Origin of the sequence: Bacillus sp. ES1-5, from assembly GCF_022487605.1 — a bacterium.
Classification (GTDB): Bacteria; Bacillota; Bacilli; order Bacillales; family Bacillaceae_G; genus Bacillus_A; species Bacillus_A wiedmannii.
The window spans coordinates 23,897-39,625 of sequence record NZ_JAKVPU010000006.1; the positions used below are offsets into that span (position 1 = coordinate 23,897).

At 35.4% G+C, this 15,729-nt stretch carries 17 protein-coding genes and 2 tRNA genes; 17 read left to right on the forward strand and 2 right to left on the reverse strand.

What is annotated here, in order from left to right:
* The first annotated feature begins 71 nt into the window (after positions 1-71).
* From MKO96_RS19510 to MKO96_RS19530, 5 genes are all read left to right on the forward strand, one after another.
* Complete coding sequence (locus MKO96_RS19510; protein WP_240588401.1) at positions 72-1,367, forward strand: purine/pyrimidine permease; 1,296 nt, start codon at positions 72-74, stop codon at positions 1,365-1,367.
* A gap of 165 nt (positions 1,368-1,532) precedes the next feature.
* Positions 1,533-1,757: a spore germination transcription factor GerE gene (gene gerE, locus MKO96_RS19515; protein WP_000659484.1), complete on the forward strand. Its 225-nt coding sequence runs from the start codon at positions 1,533-1,535 to the stop codon at positions 1,755-1,757.
* A 186-nt stretch (positions 1,758-1,943) separates the two neighbouring features.
* Complete coding sequence (locus tag MKO96_RS19520) at positions 1,944-2,231, forward strand: hypothetical protein (protein ID WP_087982200.1); 288 nt, start codon at positions 1,944-1,946, stop codon at positions 2,229-2,231.
* A 156-nt stretch (positions 2,232-2,387) separates the two neighbouring features.
* Positions 2,388-3,050 carry a type 1 glutamine amidotransferase domain-containing protein gene (locus MKO96_RS19525; protein ID WP_240588402.1) on the forward strand — a complete coding sequence of 221 codons (663 nt, stop codon included), beginning with the start codon at positions 2,388-2,390 and terminating at the stop codon, positions 3,048-3,050.
* A gap of 155 nt (positions 3,051-3,205) precedes the next feature.
* Entirely contained in the window at positions 3,206-3,844 is a 639-nt protein-coding gene (locus MKO96_RS19530) for a TetR/AcrR family transcriptional regulator (RefSeq protein ID WP_240588403.1), read from the forward strand.
* Between the two features lie 49 nt (positions 3,845-3,893).
* Here MKO96_RS19530 and MKO96_RS19535 read toward each other — a convergent pair whose 3' ends face one another.
* Positions 3,894-4,577, reverse strand: a complete 684-nt coding sequence (locus tag MKO96_RS19535; protein WP_087982195.1) for a type 1 glutamine amidotransferase domain-containing protein — start codon at positions 4,575-4,577, stop codon at positions 3,894-3,896.
* A gap of 370 nt (positions 4,578-4,947) precedes the next feature.
* Here MKO96_RS19535 and MKO96_RS19540 point away from each other — a divergent pair, with 370 nt between their 5' ends.
* The 9 genes from MKO96_RS19540 to MKO96_RS19580 all read left to right on the forward strand — a co-directional run bounded on the left by MKO96_RS19540 (position 4,948) and on the right by MKO96_RS19580 (position 11,385).
* The gene (locus tag MKO96_RS19540; protein WP_240588404.1) at positions 4,948-6,273 is read left to right on the forward strand and encodes an MFS transporter; all 1,326 of its coding nucleotides are present in this window, start codon (positions 4,948-4,950) and stop codon (positions 6,271-6,273) included.
* Between the two features lie 210 nt (positions 6,274-6,483).
* Positions 6,484-7,293 (forward strand): glutamate racemase, encoded by an 810-nt coding sequence (gene racE, locus MKO96_RS19545; protein ID WP_000774000.1) that lies wholly within the window; start codon positions 6,484-6,486, stop codon positions 7,291-7,293.
* 155 nt (positions 7,294-7,448) lie between these two features.
* The gene (gerM, locus tag MKO96_RS19550) at positions 7,449-8,498 is read left to right on the forward strand and encodes a spore germination protein GerM (RefSeq protein ID WP_240588405.1); all 1,050 of its coding nucleotides are present in this window, start codon (positions 7,449-7,451) and stop codon (positions 8,496-8,498) included.
* Between the two features lie 128 nt (positions 8,499-8,626).
* Complete coding sequence (rph, locus tag MKO96_RS19555) at positions 8,627-9,364, forward strand: ribonuclease PH (protein ID WP_001261774.1); 738 nt, start codon at positions 8,627-8,629, stop codon at positions 9,362-9,364.
* A gap of 11 nt (positions 9,365-9,375) precedes the next feature.
* Positions 9,376-9,984, forward strand: a complete 609-nt coding sequence (locus MKO96_RS19560) for an XTP/dITP diphosphatase (protein WP_046956272.1) — start codon at positions 9,376-9,378, stop codon at positions 9,982-9,984.
* 13 nt (positions 9,985-9,997) lie between these two features.
* Positions 9,998-10,501, forward strand: a complete 504-nt coding sequence (locus MKO96_RS19565; protein ID WP_098537505.1) for a metallophosphoesterase — start codon at positions 9,998-10,000, stop codon at positions 10,499-10,501.
* Positions 10,502-10,610: 109 nt separating this feature from the next.
* Positions 10,611-10,684, forward strand: a tRNA-Gly gene (locus MKO96_RS19570).
* A 1-nt stretch (position 10,685) separates the two neighbouring features.
* Positions 10,686-10,759: transfer RNA gene (locus MKO96_RS19575), tRNA-Arg, on the forward strand.
* A gap of 425 nt (positions 10,760-11,184) precedes the next feature.
* Positions 11,185-11,385 carry a cytoplasmic protein gene (locus MKO96_RS19580; protein WP_151633448.1) on the forward strand — a complete coding sequence of 67 codons (201 nt, stop codon included), beginning with the start codon at positions 11,185-11,187 and terminating at the stop codon, positions 11,383-11,385.
* 94 nt (positions 11,386-11,479) lie between these two features.
* Here MKO96_RS19580 and MKO96_RS19585 read toward each other — a convergent pair whose 3' ends face one another.
* Entirely contained in the window at positions 11,480-12,094 is a 615-nt protein-coding gene (locus MKO96_RS19585) for a PH domain-containing protein (RefSeq protein ID WP_087982190.1), read from the reverse strand.
* Positions 12,095-12,589: 495 nt separating this feature from the next.
* Here MKO96_RS19585 and MKO96_RS19590 point away from each other — a divergent pair, with 495 nt between their 5' ends.
* From MKO96_RS19590 to tig, 3 genes are all read left to right on the forward strand, one after another.
* Positions 12,590-12,838, forward strand: coding sequence for a hypothetical protein (locus tag MKO96_RS19590; RefSeq protein ID WP_001973787.1), 249 nt, complete (start codon positions 12,590-12,592; stop codon positions 12,836-12,838).
* Positions 12,839-13,035: 197 nt separating this feature from the next.
* Positions 13,036-14,034, forward strand: a complete 999-nt coding sequence (locus tag MKO96_RS19595; protein WP_240588406.1) for a hypothetical protein — start codon at positions 13,036-13,038, stop codon at positions 14,032-14,034.
* A 309-nt stretch (positions 14,035-14,343) separates the two neighbouring features.
* Positions 14,344-15,621 (forward strand): trigger factor, encoded by a 1,278-nt coding sequence (tig, locus tag MKO96_RS19600; protein ID WP_064474678.1) that lies wholly within the window; start codon positions 14,344-14,346, stop codon positions 15,619-15,621.
* The last annotated feature ends 108 nt before the right edge of the window (positions 15,622-15,729 follow it).

A 15,729-nucleotide genomic window follows, 5' to 3' on the forward strand; every position in this document is an offset into this window, starting at 1 on the left:
TTCTAATTGTGAGTGTAGAACTCTTCTTTTTTGTGTTTACAATATATTTCTTATAGGTTAGCTAGGAAGGGATGAAAAATTTGGACAATCAACATAATCAAAATCATATTATGGGAACTTTGCAATGGTTTATATTTTTATTAGCGAATTCAATCGCACTACCCATTGTCGTTGGCGGATTATTTCATCTTACGACGGAAGAAATATTTTATTTAATGCAGCGTACGTTTTTTGTAGTTGGTATATCTTCTTTTTTACAAGGGTGGCTTGGACATAGACTACCAATTGCGGATGGGCCAGCTGGATCTTGGGTTGGCGTATTTACCGTACTTGCTTATGCAACTGTCGGGCAAGATCAATTACATAGTACGTTGCAAATTTTAGAATTAGGAATGATAATTTCCGGTGTTGTTTTAATAGGATTAGGAGTAACTGGTTTTATCGGACGTATTTTATTTTTATTCACGCCGCTTGTGACAGGAACGTTTTTACTTTTGTTATGTTTACAATTAAGTGGTGTATTTCTGAAAGGGATGCTAGGAATTACTGCTACTGTTTCTCAAATTGATGGATTTACAGCGATAATCGCGTTTAGTATATTTTTGTTCGTTATTATACTATCTAATTTTGGAAAAGGTTTTGTCAAAAGTTACGCAGTTTTAATAGGATTAATTAGTGGGTGGGTTCTTTTTCTCATTGCAGGAAAAGTGACGATTCCATCTCAAGTAACTCATTTTGTGCAACTTCCACAAATATTTGCTTGGGGACTTCCGAAATGGAATACAGGTATGGCTGTATCAAGTTTCGTTATGGTATGTATTTTAGTTTCTAATACAGTGGCAGCAATTATAGCGATCAATCAAGCTACCATTCAAAAAGCGACTATTGAACAGAAACAGTTGAAGGATGGTACGTGGGTTGGAGGGATTTCGCACATCATTTCTTCTGTATTTTCAACTGTAGGTGTCGTACCGTTACCAGCAACGGCAGGATTTATACGTTTAACGAAACAAAAATATATACGATCGTTCTTACTAGCATGTATGTTACTAGTCGTAATGTCGCTGTTTCCAAGTATTATTCGTTACTTAGCATCGTTGCCATCCGCTGTCGCATCTGCGGTTTTAATGGCTTCGTTCGTACAGCTAATTGGAATTGGATTTCATAATATAAAACAAGTGCCGATGGGCGAAAGGAATGTAACGATTTTAGGAGTTGCTGTATTATTTGGAAGCGGTGTTATGTTTTTACCGTCTGGAGCACTCCAATCACTGCCGTCTGTGATGCAATATATATTCGGAAATGGTTTGTTCGTAGGTACAGTTGTCAGTATATTACTAGAACAAATATGGCGTACTGAAAAGTGAGTGGATACAAAGAGTGTCTGCACTGTATAAAAGTCTAAAATAACATGTGAAATAAAGCCCATTTTCATTCACCACCCGCACATTTCGTTCATACAATATCTTGACTAAATAAACACCCAACTTACACATACACGGCTCTGGCTTAAGCAAGGAGGGTTATACCAGTTGAAGGAAAAAGCGTATCAATCTAAACCGTTACTCACAAAGAGAGAGAGAGAAGTATTTGAATTACTGGTTCAAGATAAAACAACGAAGGAAATTGCAGGTGAACTTTTTATCAGTGAAAAAACAGTACGCAACCACATCTCAAACGCAATGCAAAAGCTAGGAGTTAAAGGACGTTCACAAGCAGTTGTTGAGCTTCTTCGCATGGGAGAGCTCGAACTATAAAAAGAAAGCCGACTTTTATATGAAGAGTCGGCTATTTTTCTGTTTATATTTTGAACTTAAAAAGGTATCTCAGACTTTGAGAAGGAAGATATGTTTAAGAAAGAAACATTAAAAATAACTACTTTAGAACATGATGAGGCATTCAGGTTAGGTATCTTTGTCATTTATGAATAAGAAGGTGCAAATATGAAGTTGTATTTTAAGGATATGGAGATAGGTGAAATTAAAGGTGTTTTCGGAGACATGCCATGGATGTATGGAACAATTCGTCTATATGAAAATAGTAAACCGTTCCAAAAATATTTTCGTGAGATGGTAGACGAAGATAGTGGATTTGATTTTGAAAGCATAGATCCTGAATTGTTATATGAAGAAAATTGGTCTATTTTTGATGAGGATGATCAGCGATATTTAGGGATTGATATACCTGCTATTCATATGGAGGATACAACGATTGCGTGGCGTTGGAGATAAAAGCTATAGGTTGTGAACATCTTCGTACGAAAGAATTCAAACGATAGCAACAAGCTGACCTTTTGTATAAAAGTCAGCTTGTTGTTATCGTTTTTTTTCGCTTGCTATATGAATGATAAGAACACTCCATACATAAATAGGTAGTAAGGAGGGGATATGTTGAAAAGGATATTGTTAGTTTCAACAAGCGCTCATGATATGAATGGACACCCGACTGGTTTGTGGCTGGAAGAGCTCGCAGCTCCTTATAATGTATTTAAAAAGGCTAAGTTCGATGTTGATATTGTGTCGATAAAGGGTGGTAGAGTACCTATTGATAGAGTTTCTATTCCGAACGGGATACCTCGTGAATTTAAGCATGTTGCTTCTTTATTGCAAAATACGAAGCCGATCTCAACGGTTCAGTTTTCGGATTATGATGCGGTTTTATTTGGCGGTGGGCACGGAGCGATTGTAGATTTTCCAGGTAATCCATATGTTGCAAATTTGATTGAGAATATGTACAACAATAACAGGATTGTAGCAGCTGTTTGTCACGGCGTAAGCTCTTTAGTCGGTGTGAAAAATAAAGATGGCTCGTTTTTTGTTGCCGGTAAGCGTGTAACAGGTTATACGAATGATGAGGAAAAAGCTGTACATTTAGAAAAGCGAGTGCCGTTTTTATTAGAAAGTAAATTGAAAGAAGAAGGGGCTTTGTTTTATGTTGCTCCAAAATTCACGCCACATGTCGTAGTAGATGGGCGTTTAATTACAGGGCAAAATCCGCAGTCTAGTATGGAAATAGGGAAAGCTATAAGAAGAGCTGTAAGTAAATTATAGAAAAAGAGCTCGTTACTCATAAAGGTAGCGGGCATTTTTTCTATAGTATAAATGCCTCTTAAACTAAAAAGATGTATTGAGTATAATGACTTCATTTATAATTAATCTTGAATTTGCTATACTATTTTGTATGGACAAAAGGGGAGGCTCTTTTAATGAGAAAAGTTGCGTGTGCAAATACTTATATTAATAAAATAAAGCCCGTTATTAGAAAAACGAGTTTTAGCCAATTGAAAATAGATGAAATTGCGAAGTATATGGATATTAGTAAAGCTACTTTATATAAACGTTTTTCTTCAAAAGATGAGATTATTGAAGCTGTGGTAGAAGATTTTATGAACTACCTTCTTGAAGGAGATGCGGATAATCAAGATGAAAGTATGTCTTTTGCAGAGCGTTTCCAAAAGACGTTTATCCATTCTTTAAAATGTGTGACATATATTTCTGATGTCTTTTTACAAGATTTGAAAGAGGCATATCCGCACTTATCTGATCGGTTAGTTGCTGCACAACAAAATCGTAATCATAATTTGCAAATGTTTTTTGAAGCTGGTATGGAACAAGGCTACTTTAATAAAATGAACGCACAATTATTTATGGTGCAAGATGATGTGATGTTAAGACGTATTATAGATCATTCTTTTTGTATTCAGTACGATATTACGTTAAAGAAAGCGATACTGGATTTTTATGAATTGAAGAAGTATCAACTTTTTAAACCAGAGTATATAGAAGCAATTGATGATTCTAAAATTGAAAAAGAAGTTATTGCTATTTTGCAAATGATTTCGTGAAAAAGCAGATTTTCCTATAGTAATGGAAAATCTGCTTTTTTATTACATGTTATTTTTTTGCGTGTTGTAATACTAATTCAGCTACTGAACCACCTGAAGCTGGGTTTTGACCAGTGATAACACGATTATCTTCTACAGCGTAAGCTTCCCAAGGATGCACAGCTTTTTCGTAAAGACCTCCATTTTTAATGAGTTCATCTTCTGTTAAAAATGGAACGAATTGATCCAATTCAACTAGTTTTTCTTCTTCATTTGAGAATCCTGTTACTTTTTTACCACTAATTAAGCGTTCCCCATTATTTAATGTGATATGAAATAAACCAGCAGCTCCGTGACAAACAGAGGAGACGATTCCGCCATTTTCATAAATGTTGCGGCTAATCATTTGAAGTTCTTTATTTTCTGGGAAGTCCCAAATTACACCGTGACCGCCTGCGTAATAAATCGCAGCGTAGTCTGCTGGATTCACTTCACTCGGTTTCATTGTAGAACCGAGACGATTCATAAATTCTTTCTTTTGATACCATTCCCAATCGATGCTCTCCGCCATTGCTAAACTATGCGGATCAATCGGTGTATAACCACCTTGTGGACTGACATAATCTACTTCGTAACCAGCTTCTTCAACTTTTTTAACGAAATGGACAGCTTCACCAAGCCAAAGCCCAGTCGCTCTATTTAAATTTGGATATTTTTCTACGCTCGTTAATACAACTAACATTTTTTTCTTCATCATAATCCTCCTATAATGTTTCTTCTATATAAAAGTTCTTTATTTACTTAATTTTATGAAATTAGAAATTGCAAATTTGAATAACCATGTCAGTCCTCCTTATATCGGATTCGAAATTAGTGTATAACAATCTTTGAACAAAGTAAACCGAAAAGACTAAATTAGTTTACTTTGTATATTTTTCGTTGACAAACTGTAATGCTGAAACTATGATAGTTCCATGAATATCGAATAATATACATGCTTCGTTTCGAATTCAGTTTGTCGCGCGATAAATTTATACATTTGATGAAGTTGTTTAGTTGTGATAGCGGAGCTAAACAACTTTATTCTTCATTTACAGTTACTACAATCAGGAGAGGTGTTACACATGGGGAAAGATATAAGCAACCATTCAAAATGGTTTGTTTTCACATTATGTTTTATCGTTTTATTAGGACCGATGAATGCGGTTTTATTTAATGTAGCGTTAGAAGATATTGCTAATGATTTATCCATTAGTCAATCGAAAGTAAGTTGGGTTGTAGTAGGGTATTCCTTAGTTGTCGGTATTGGTTCGATGATATATGGGAAGCTGGCGGATCGTTATAGTGTAAAAAAACTATTAATTATTTCAATTATCATATTTGTAGCGGGTTCTATTATTGGATTTATGAATCAATCTTATGCGATTACCATTCTTGCAAGATTAGTGCAGGCGAGTGGGGGCGCGGCATTTATTGCGCTTAGTATGATTGCAGTGGCAAAATTAGTTGTTCCTGATAAGAAGCCTGGTGCGTTAGCGATGATTAGTTCTTCTATTGCATTAGCGATAGGTATTGGTCCTTTAGTTGGCGGGGCTATTACAAATACATTAGGGTGGCCATATTTATTTTTATTTATGGTTATTTCAGTAGTTGGGATTTTCTTGCTTATAAAATTTATGCCAGAAGAAGCGCAGCATACGGATGAAGCGTTTCATTTTGATTACATTGGAGCGGTGTTATTATTTGCGTTCATTACGACTGTTTTATTAGGTGTAAATATTAATATTTGGCTATTTGTGTTATCGGTAGCTTTCTTATTTTTATTCACGGTTCGTATGAAGAACGCGGAGCATCCATTTATTCATATTGAGTTGTTTACAAATAAACCATTTCTTCGTTTAATAGCGGTCGGATTTATAATGAATGTGGCGCTATGTGCTAGTTTATTATTATTACCATTGCTGTTAGGCAGAGAACACGGATTGTCTCCATTTGTTATCGGAATTGTTTTGTTTGTTGCATCAATCTTTGGGATTGTATCTAGTTTTATTACTGGGAAAATTGTCCCTTCGTTTGGAAATGTGAATATGATTTATGTAGCGTCTGTCATTATGATCGTTGGCTTTTTAATTTTAGGGCTTATTCCGAATGGGAGCTTAATTGTTATTTTAGTGGCGATTATTTTAACATTTATGAGTTATTCAGCCATTCAAGTATCAGTAAACACATTTATACCGAAAACATTACATCCAGCTAAAGTTGGAGTCGGTCTTGGTTTATATAATTTAATTAACTTTTTCGGTATGGCATTTGGACCAGCTGTAGCGAGCAAAATTATGGAATCTACAAATAGTTATCGTTTGAATTTTATTTTAATTGTCATGTTAATTTCTGCTCATTTCTTCTTATTAATAGGAATGTCTTCTTTCCAAAAAAAGATGGAGCAATAAATACGCATTTTATATAGAAGAAACCGACTTTCATATAGAAGGTCGGTTATTTTTCTATCTTGCAAATTATGAAAAAAAGGAGCAAAATAAAAAAGGTCCTAGTCTATACAGGTACAAATGAAAATTTTCATACAGAAGCAGTTTAAGTTAGCGAACTTAAAGTGTGTAAAATATAATGATAAAATAAGATGATGAATGAGAAAATGGGTGATGAAGTTGAATAGAGCAATCGGTGTTATCGATTCAGGAGTTGGCGGTTTAACAGTAGCGAAGGAATTAATTCGTCAGTTGCCGAAAGAACGTATTATATATTTAGGGGATACGGCACGTTGCCCTTATGGTCCACGTTCTCGAGAAGAAGTGCGTCAATTTACGTGGGAAATGACGGAGCATTTACTAGATTTAAATATCAAAATGTTAGTTATTGCGTGTAATACAGCAACTGCGGTTGTATTAGAAGAGATGCAGAAACAATTACCAATTCCAGTGGTAGGAGTTATTCACCCAGGATCACGTACAGCTTTAAAAGTGACAAACACGTATCATGTTGGGATTATTGGAACGATTGGAACGGTGAAAAGTGGTGCATACGAAGAAGCGTTAAAGTCTATTAATAACCGTGTTATGGTAGAAAGTTTAGCGTGTCCGCCTTTCGTTGAGCTTGTAGAGAGTGGAAATTTTGAAAGTGAAATGGCGTATGAAGTTGTACGAGAAACGTTGCAACCGCTGAAAAATACTGATATTGATACACTTATTTTAGGTTGTACACATTATCCAATTTTAGGTCCTGTTATTAAAAAAGTAATGGGAGATAAAGTACAACTAATTAGTTCAGGTGATGAAACAGCGCGCGAAGTAAGTACAATTTTATACCATAGTAAAATGTTGAATGAGGGAGAGGAACAAAGTGATCATCTCTTCTTAACGACAGGAAAAATAGGCCTATTTAAAGAAATTGCATCAAAATGGTTCGGTCAACCGATTGAAAATGTGAAACATATTCATTTAGAAAAAGAATAATAGTAGAATCCATATAAGTGAACTCCTGAGAAATCAGGAGTTTTTTGTTTATCCCACTGATTAAAGTTTTACTTTATAAGGAGTACAGCTAGTTCTAAAACATGAAACAGCTCGTATACATAATAGTACAAACTTAGATTTTAGGGGGGAATGGCATGCCTAAATCCACTTTTAAATGGGTTGTTGGTGCTACTGTGAGCGCTGTTTTACTAACAGGGTGTGGCTTTATAAATCAGGAGAAAGCAACGGAACAAATTGATCCGCCAAAACAAGTTACGTATACAGAGGGTGGAAAGAAAGAAGTAGCTAAGAAAGATAAGCAAGGACAAACGGTAAATAGAGAACTATACCTTGTTGATAAAAATGGTTATGTTGTACCGCAAACGTTAGCTATACCTACTCCGAAAGCGAATGAGGTCATTCAGCAAACGTTAGAGTACCTTGTGAAAGATGGACCGGTAACGAATTTATTACCGAATGGGTTCCGTGCAGTCATTCCAGCGAATACATCGATGACCTTAAATTTGAAAAAAGATGGGACGGCAGTCATTGACTTCTCTAAAGAAATGAAAAACTATGCAAAAGAAGAAGAGCGTCAAATGGTTGAATCAATAGCGTGGACGTTGACGCAATTTAAAGAAATAAAACAAGTGCAGTTCCAAATAAATGGTGAGAAATTGGCGAAGATGCCTGTTGGTGGTACACCGCTTGGTGAAGGGGTGAGCCGTGCTAATGGTATCAACTTCGATGATGAACAAGTAGCGGATGTAACAAATACAAAACCAGTTACACTTTATTTTATGGCACAAAATAATAATAAACAGCAATACTACGTACCAGTAACACGCCGCGTTGCAGAAGGGAAAGAAAGTGATTATGCAGCAATTATAGATGAACTTGTAAAAGGACCGATTCATCAATCGCTTCTGAATGATTTTAATCCAGGAGTTAAGTTGATTACGAATCCGAAGTTACAAGATGGAAATCTTACATTAAACTTTAATGAAAATATATTTATAAACCCAGATAAAAATATGGTTTCAAATTACGTATTGAAGTCGTTAGTTTTATCTTTAACAGAAAAGAAAGGCGTGAAAAGTGTTTCTATTGAAGTAAATGGTAAAGCGAATCTTATAGATGAAAAGGGCGGAAAGTTAATAAAACCTGTCGATCGTCCAGAAAACGTGAATACAGGTAGTTTTTAATCTTCAATAATTTGATATACTTAAGTAAGAAAGGGGAATTGCTTTTTGAGTTCCCCTTCTTTTATTGTATACATATCATACATTTAAATTTGGCTATACTAACAAGTAGTTATGAGGAGGTTATTTTTATGCGAGTAGATGGTAGAGAGAAAACAGAATTACGCCATATACATATTCATACGAATTATTTAAAAAATCCAGAAGGGTCAGTATTAATTGAAGTTGGGGATACAAAGGTAATTTGCTCAGCGACAATTGAAGAGCGTGTCCCACCGTTTATGCGTGGAGAAGGAAAGGGCTGGGTAACAGCTGAATATGCGATGATTCCACGTGCAACAGAACAACGTACAATAAGGGAATCAAGTAAAGGGAAAGTAACAGGACGTACAATGGAAATCCAGCGCTTAATTGGACGAGCTTTACGTGCGGTAGTTGACTTAGAAGCACTTGGTGAAAGAACAGTTTGGATTGATTGTGATGTTATTCAAGCGGATGGTGGAACGAGAACTGCTTCTATTACAGGTGCATATGTAGCAATGGTATTAGCGTTTGAGAAGTTATTACAAGCAGAAAAAGTATCTAAAATTCCAGTAAAAGATTATTTAGCAGCAACGTCAGTGGGAATTGTTGAAGAGCAAGGTGTTGTTTTAGATTTAAACTATGTAGAAGATTCTAAAGCAGACGTTGATATGAACGTGATTATGACTGGAAAAGGCCAGTTTGTTGAAGTGCAAGGAACTGGAGAAGAAGCGACGTTTAGCAGAGCGCAGTTAAATGAATTACTTGATGCTGCGGAACAAGGCATCTTCCAACTGATTGACATGCAAAAAGAAGCGTTAGGTGACATCGTATCTCATATAGAGTAGAGGTGGAAAGTATGAAACAAGTTGTTGTAGCGACAAAAAATATGGGGAAAGTACGTGAATTTGCTGAGTTATTTGAGCGATTTGATTTAGAAGTAAAATCATTACACGATTTTCCTCATATTGAAGAAGTCGAAGAAACTGGTGAAACATTTGAAGAAAATGCGATTTTAAAAGCGGATAGTCTTAGTAGACAGCTGAATGCGATCGTAATTGCGGATGATTCAGGTCTTATTGTAGATGCTTTAAATGGAAAACCAGGCGTGTATTCAGCTCGTTTTGCTGGAGAGCCGAAAGATGATCAAGCGAATATTGATAAAGTGTTACAAGAATTAAATGACATAGCGTTTGAAAAGCGTAAAGCTCGTTTCTACTGTGCATTAGCAGTGGCTTTCCCTGAAGGTGATAAAAAGCCTGTCATTGTAAACGGGACGTGCGAAGGGTATATTTTAGAACAGCGCCGCGGGGAAAACGGCTTTGGATATGATCCGATTTTTTATGTGGAAGAATATAAAAAAGCGATGGCGGAACTAAGTTCAGATGAGAAAAATGCCATTAGCCACCGCGGACGTGCTCTTCGTAAGTTAGAAGAAAAAATCCCTGAATGGTTTTTAGGAGAATAAGGGAGAGAGATTGATGAAAGCTTTAATCGTAAGCGATAGTCATAGCTCTGTGAAGGAATTACAGCAGTTGAAAGAGGAATATGAAGGAAAAGTAGATGTTATGATTCATTGCGGTGATTCAGAGCTAACGCCTGCTCATGAAGAGCTGCAAGGTTTCCATGTTGTAAAAGGAAATTGTGATTATGCTAACTTTCAAGATGAAGTTGTAACTGATGTAGATGGCATTCGTTTCGTTGTTGTGCATGGACATCGTCATAACGTGAAAATGACATTACAAACATTAGCGTACCACGCAGAAGAGGTAGGGGCGCAAGTTGCGTGCTTCGGACATTCTCACGTATTAGGTGCGGAATTAATCGATGGCGTTTTATTTATTAATCCAGGTAGTATTCTATTGCCACGTCAACGTGTAGAAAAGACATTTGCGTTATTAGAAATGGATGAAAATCAAATGGAAGTTCGTTTTGAAACATTAGACGGGCAACTAGTTGAACAAGCAGTTTTTAAAAGAGGATAAGAAAAATTATCCTCTTTTAAAAAAGGTGTTGACTTTATGTATGGTTATACATATAATAAATATTGTCGATAGGGCAACGGCGCTAACGAAGGAAAATAAAATAACATATGCGGGTGTAGTTTAGTGGTAAAACAAGAGCCTTCCAAGCTCTGGTCGAGAGTTCGATTCTCTTCACCCGCTCCATGTCCCAGTAGCTCAGCCGGATAGAGCATACGCCTTCTAAGCGTACGGTCGGGAGTTCGAATCTCTCCTGGGACGCTAATAAAACCTTGTTATCTTTTGATAACAAGGTTTTTTGTTTGTCTACAAATTGATGTTTGGGTTATAAGTGTAGTTTATTCTTAATATTTGCGACCTTTCTTTCAATATTAAGCAGTTGCATATGTACTTCTTTTTCTTAAATAAAAAGAGTGCCGTTTATGCGCCCCGTTCCTCATATTTAATTTAAAGAATCAATAGGCTTATGGTGGAACTCAAATCTATATCCGTATTATTCTAATTTTTTACTTAGAATGTTATAAAACTTTTACCATTCTAGTACGATTGAGCATTCGTTGTCGGAACTTATCCCCGGCAGTGTGTTACAATTAATAGAAGCGGAAAACGAGAATCTCCAATTGACTGGACTTGTGATTGGTTGGACAGTTTAAGAAGGTTGTATAAAAAAGGGAGATGGCGCAAAGATGGCGAGATCAAATGAGAATGATTTAACGGAGAAGTTGGCAGAAGGTCACCGGAAATATGGTGATGGCAACTTTACAGTACAGAACATCGGTGATGAAACTAACCCAGATTGGACTGTCGTAAAAAATGTGAGGAAGGGATCGGCAGGCATTCGAGAAGAGGAAGATATATTAAGACTGCGATCAAAATATATAAAATAGTGCGGAAATGGGCGGGGCGGGAGTTCGAATCTCTCCTAGGGCGCTAAGAAAACCTTGTTATCTTTTGATGACAAGGTTTTTTGTTTGTTTTAAATTAATTATTAATAAACTTCTCAAATACAAAACCATAATCTTTCACATTATATTGTTTCTTCGTATCAACAAGCCAGTTAAAGGCGATCTCGTTCATCTCTTTAAATTGCTCTGCTAAGTTTACTTGTGCGTTTGAAATACGGCTAAAAGCATTAGATGCCATATCTAAACTTTTATGTGCATACTGCAATGTAATATCGTTGTCGTATGAGATTTCTTCTATTTTAAGTAAAGCTTTATATAAATCTTTTAATTCTTCAATATGTTTTTTATGAACATCAATTGAATAATGCTCATCTCCCATTTGAAACTTAATTTCTACATCTAAATCAATTGTTCCCGCAGTTTCAAGTGCTACGTTTTTAATTGGATATTTACTATAGCTAAAGCGGCGTAGTGTACGTTTTTTACTTGTTGCGCTTGTACCATCTAAGTGGAGTAATCCTTTGTTTGTGAAACAATATTCATCTGATTTGGATTTAATTAGAAAATAAATTTTCTCCCCGTCTTCATGCATCACATAATCATCAGCGTCAACTTTATCGTAATCTTTCGGTGTAATGACAGACCCTACATCACTTAGTCCTAATACATCTGCAGCCATTTTTTTAAACATACATAATCCCCCTTTTAAATTCTTGATTGTACAAAAATATATTAACACGATTTCAATAAAGTGTTTTCTTATAATTGAAAACATTTGAAAGTAAGTTAGGGAAAGTAACGAATATTTAGTAAATCTATTAATTTAAGAATGGCTCCTCCGAAAAATAATCAAGAGAAAAAAGTTAATTTTGCAAGTAATTATAGAGAAATTCCGTGAAAACCTCTCAAGTAATATGAGGTTTTTTTCTATCCATTTTGAAATCTTACAATTCTGTAAGGTAACTGTAAGGAAGTTCGATGGTAACAAATTGCTAATCCTCTATAATGAAGGTAACAACGATAAAACGAGGAGGAAGAAATGATGAAAGGGTTAATCGTAACGGGTTTAACAGTTGCTTTTGGATTTGTAGCGTATGAGAAATTAACGTATGTAGTTGATGTTGTAAAACATTTAATCGCTTAGTAAAAAAAACTGCCACGAGAGGGAAAGGGAATGAGTGAATGAATGGAATGGTTATTTGGAATTATAGGTACTTGTAGTGTAGTGTTATTGTTCTTTGTCCCGAGTGGTATACTTAGTTCGACAACGAGTTTGTTCTTCTTAAGTTTGTTTGCTTGTACGATGCTTATTATTATGTTTTTAATGAAGCGAAGTAAACCAATCTTCTATTGTAGCATGATTGTTATGGCAATTATTGTTCTCCAAATTATTACCCTTGTTATATACCCCACTATTATAAAAGCTTTCCATTAATGATGAATCCTCTGCTTTAATTGCTGAGGATTTTTATTTGCGCATTTTTAATTTTTAGTAAGGATTTGTTTATATTGAAATATAAAAATTAAATATTTCCATATTTCAAACAAAGGGTTTTGGGATGTTGTGTTCTTATTACTCATTTGATATATTTACTTTAAAGATAATTAAAATCTAGAAAAAGAGGCGGACGTATGGATAAAAAAGAAAATACGGTCGTATTGTTTCCGCAACTATCAGAGCGATATATTGATGAAGGTTTTTTAGCACTGAAAGAGCGGAAATTCGAAGATGCATTGCGCTGCTTTGAAATATTACGTCAGTATAATGCAGAAACGGAACAAACGGAACTCGCTTCTGTTATTTGTTTGTTAGAATTAAAACATATGGAAGAAGCGAAAGACAAATGTGAACAGTTACTTGAAACAGGAGCTGTATTATTTGGTGATATTCTTGAAACATATGTGACGATTTTAGTTCAAACAAATGATTATGAAGGTGTCATTGAAATCGTTGAAAAGGTTTTGCAAACGAAAGATGTAATGTCTGAACAAAAGGAAAAATTAGCACAGCTCGCTTTATTTGCAGAAGGTATGTTAAATGAAGTAGATACGTCACTAGTCGATTCGAATTTTGAATTGGATGAGTTTACTAATGAAATGTTTGGAGAAAACTTTGGACAAAAGTTAAGAGCGATTCAGCAACTTTCGTTAAAAGACTTGGATCTTGCATTACCTATTTTAAAGAAATTTTTAATAGACGAAAAACAGCACCCTTATTTGAAAACTTCTATTTTATATAAAATGATAGAAAATCAAATAGAAGAAGAGGTAGAGGTAGAAAAGTTTGGGAATACGATCAAGGTGATTCCAGCATTTACAGGTCATAATGAGGAGCAATCCGATAACATTATACATACATTATCAAGCCGATTAGAGCAAAATTATCCCGATATATTTGATGCGATGGTTACATATTGGAAAGAATTGCGAATTAGCGTTTTCCCATTCGCTCTATTAATGGATAAAGTGGAGATTTGGGCTGCTGTTTTAGAGAGAATTGGAAGAAAACGTTTCGGATTGACTATTGATGAAGAAGAGCTTATGACAGCGTATAATATTGAATTAGAAGAGTTTCATATTGCTTATCAATGGTTATTACGTGTTGAAAGAGAAGGATATTTGCCCGTATAATTATGAAAAAGAATCGTTCGGTTCTTGAAACGAGCATATTCTATGTTATAATGTAAGGGTTGCAAAAGGCAGAAATCTGCCTGTTTGTAAGAGAAGAGAAGTGTAATTCTCTTACTTAATATGTTTCATATTATTCTCGAACAAAATATACCGTAGTTGTCTTTTAGACAATTAGTAGATTGGAACATTATATCTGAAAGCTTTTGCTAGAGGATTATTTGTACTTTTGTTATTTCAAAAAAGAGATAATGAAGATTTTAATCTATAGAGGTATGTGCATACATTATTATAGTTGGAGGGAAAGAATAAATGGCTACAAAATGGGAAAAATTAGAAGGTAACGTAGGCGTTTTAACAATCGAAGTTGATGCTAAAGAAGTAAACAACTCTATCGACGCTGCGTTCAAAAAAGTAGTACAAACAATCAACGTACCAGGTTTCCGTAAAGGAAAAATGCCTCGTCCGTTATTCGAACAACGCTTTGGTATCGAATCTTTATATCAAGATGCTATAGATATCATCTTACCAAAAGCATACGGTGAAGCGATTGATGAAGCTGGTATCTTCCCAGTTGATCATCCTGAAATCAACATCGAGAAGTTCGAAAAAAATGCTAACCTTATCTTCACTGCAAAAGTTACAGTGAAACCTGAAGTTAAATTAGGTGAGTACAAAGGTTTAGCAGTAGAAAAAGTTGAAACAACTGTAACTGACGAAGATGTAGAGAACGAATTAAAATCTTTACAAGAGCGTCAAGCTGAACTAGTTGTTAAAGAAGAAGGAACTGTTGAAAACGGTGATACAGCTGTAATCGACTTCGAAGGTTTCGTTGATGGCGAAGCATTTGAAGGCGGAAAAGGCGAAAACTATTCTCTTGCAATCGGTTCTGGTACTTTCATCCCTGGTTTCGAAGAGCAAGTAATTGGTCTTAAATCTGGTGATTCTAAAGAAGTTGAAGTTTCATTCCCAGAAGAGTACCACGCTGCTGAATTAGCTGGTAAACCAGCTACATTCAAAGTAACAATTCACGAAATCAAAACAAAAGAACTTCCTGAGTTAAACGACGAGTTCGCTAAAGAAGCTGACGAAGAAGTTGCAACTCTTGATGAATTAAAAACAAAACTTCGTACAAACTTAGAAGAAGGCAAAAAGCACGAAGCTGAGCACAAAGTACGTGACGAAGTAGTAGAATTAGCTGCTGCTAACGCTGAAATCGAGATTCCAGAAGCTATGATCGACACTGAGTTAGATCGTATGGTTCGTGAATTCGAGCAACGTTTAAGCCAACAAGGTATGAACCTTGAGCTTTACTACCAATTCACAGGTACTGACGCTGACAAGTTAAAAGAGCAAATGAAAGAAGACGCTCAAAAACGCGTAAGAATCAACCTTGTTCTTGAAGCTATCATTGAAGCTGAAAACATCGAAGTTACTGAAGAAGAAGTAACTGCAGAAGTTGAAAAAATGGCTGAAATGTACGGTATGCCAGTAGACGCTATCAAGCAAGCTCTTGGAAGCGTAGACGCTTTATCTGAAGACCTTAAAGTGCGTAAAGCTGTAGACTTCTTAGTAGACAACGCTGCATAATAAAATAACAAGGCGCGATTTTAATCGTGCCTTGTTTTATAAATATAGAAATATATTTATAAAACTTTTCGATGAAGAAGGAAAACTTCCTTTACAAGTCGAATATAC

Bases quoted from the DNA above. Each gene is read 5' to 3' on its own strand.
- MKO96_RS19510 (WP_240588401.1), top strand. From the start codon at position 72: ATGAAAAATTTGGACAATCAACATAATCAAAATCATATTATGGGAACT.
- MKO96_RS19520 (WP_087982200.1), top strand. From the start codon at position 1,944: ATGAAGTTGTATTTTAAGGATATGGAGATAGGTGAAATTAAAGGTGTT.
- MKO96_RS19525 (WP_240588402.1), top strand. From the start codon at position 2,388: ATGTTGAAAAGGATATTGTTAGTTTCAACAAGCGCTCATGATATGAAT.
- MKO96_RS19530 (WP_240588403.1), top strand. From the start codon at position 3,206: ATGAGAAAAGTTGCGTGTGCAAATACTTATATTAATAAAATAAAGCCC.
- MKO96_RS19535 (WP_087982195.1), bottom strand. From the start codon at position 4,577: ATGAAGAAAAAAATGTTAGTTGTATTAACGAGCGTAGAAAAATATCCA.
- MKO96_RS19540 (WP_240588404.1), top strand. From the start codon at position 4,948: ATGGGGAAAGATATAAGCAACCATTCAAAATGGTTTGTTTTCACATTA.
- racE (WP_000774000.1), top strand. From the start codon at position 6,484: ATGAAGTTGAATAGAGCAATCGGTGTTATCGATTCAGGAGTTGGCGGT.
- gerM (WP_240588405.1), top strand. From the start codon at position 7,449: ATGCCTAAATCCACTTTTAAATGGGTTGTTGGTGCTACTGTGAGCGCT.
- rph (WP_001261774.1), top strand. From the start codon at position 8,627: ATGCGAGTAGATGGTAGAGAGAAAACAGAATTACGCCATATACATATT.
- MKO96_RS19560 (WP_046956272.1), top strand. From the start codon at position 9,376: ATGAAACAAGTTGTTGTAGCGACAAAAAATATGGGGAAAGTACGTGAA.
- MKO96_RS19565 (WP_098537505.1), top strand. From the start codon at position 9,998: ATGAAAGCTTTAATCGTAAGCGATAGTCATAGCTCTGTGAAGGAATTA.
- MKO96_RS19580 (WP_151633448.1), top strand. From the start codon at position 11,185: ATGGCGAGATCAAATGAGAATGATTTAACGGAGAAGTTGGCAGAAGGT.
- MKO96_RS19585 (WP_087982190.1), bottom strand. From the start codon at position 12,094: ATGTTTAAAAAAATGGCTGCAGATGTATTAGGACTAAGTGATGTAGGG.
- MKO96_RS19590 (WP_001973787.1), top strand. From the start codon at position 12,590: ATGGAATGGTTATTTGGAATTATAGGTACTTGTAGTGTAGTGTTATTG.
- MKO96_RS19595 (WP_240588406.1), top strand. From the start codon at position 13,036: ATGGATAAAAAAGAAAATACGGTCGTATTGTTTCCGCAACTATCAGAG.
- tig (WP_064474678.1), top strand. From the start codon at position 14,344: ATGGCTACAAAATGGGAAAAATTAGAAGGTAACGTAGGCGTTTTAACA.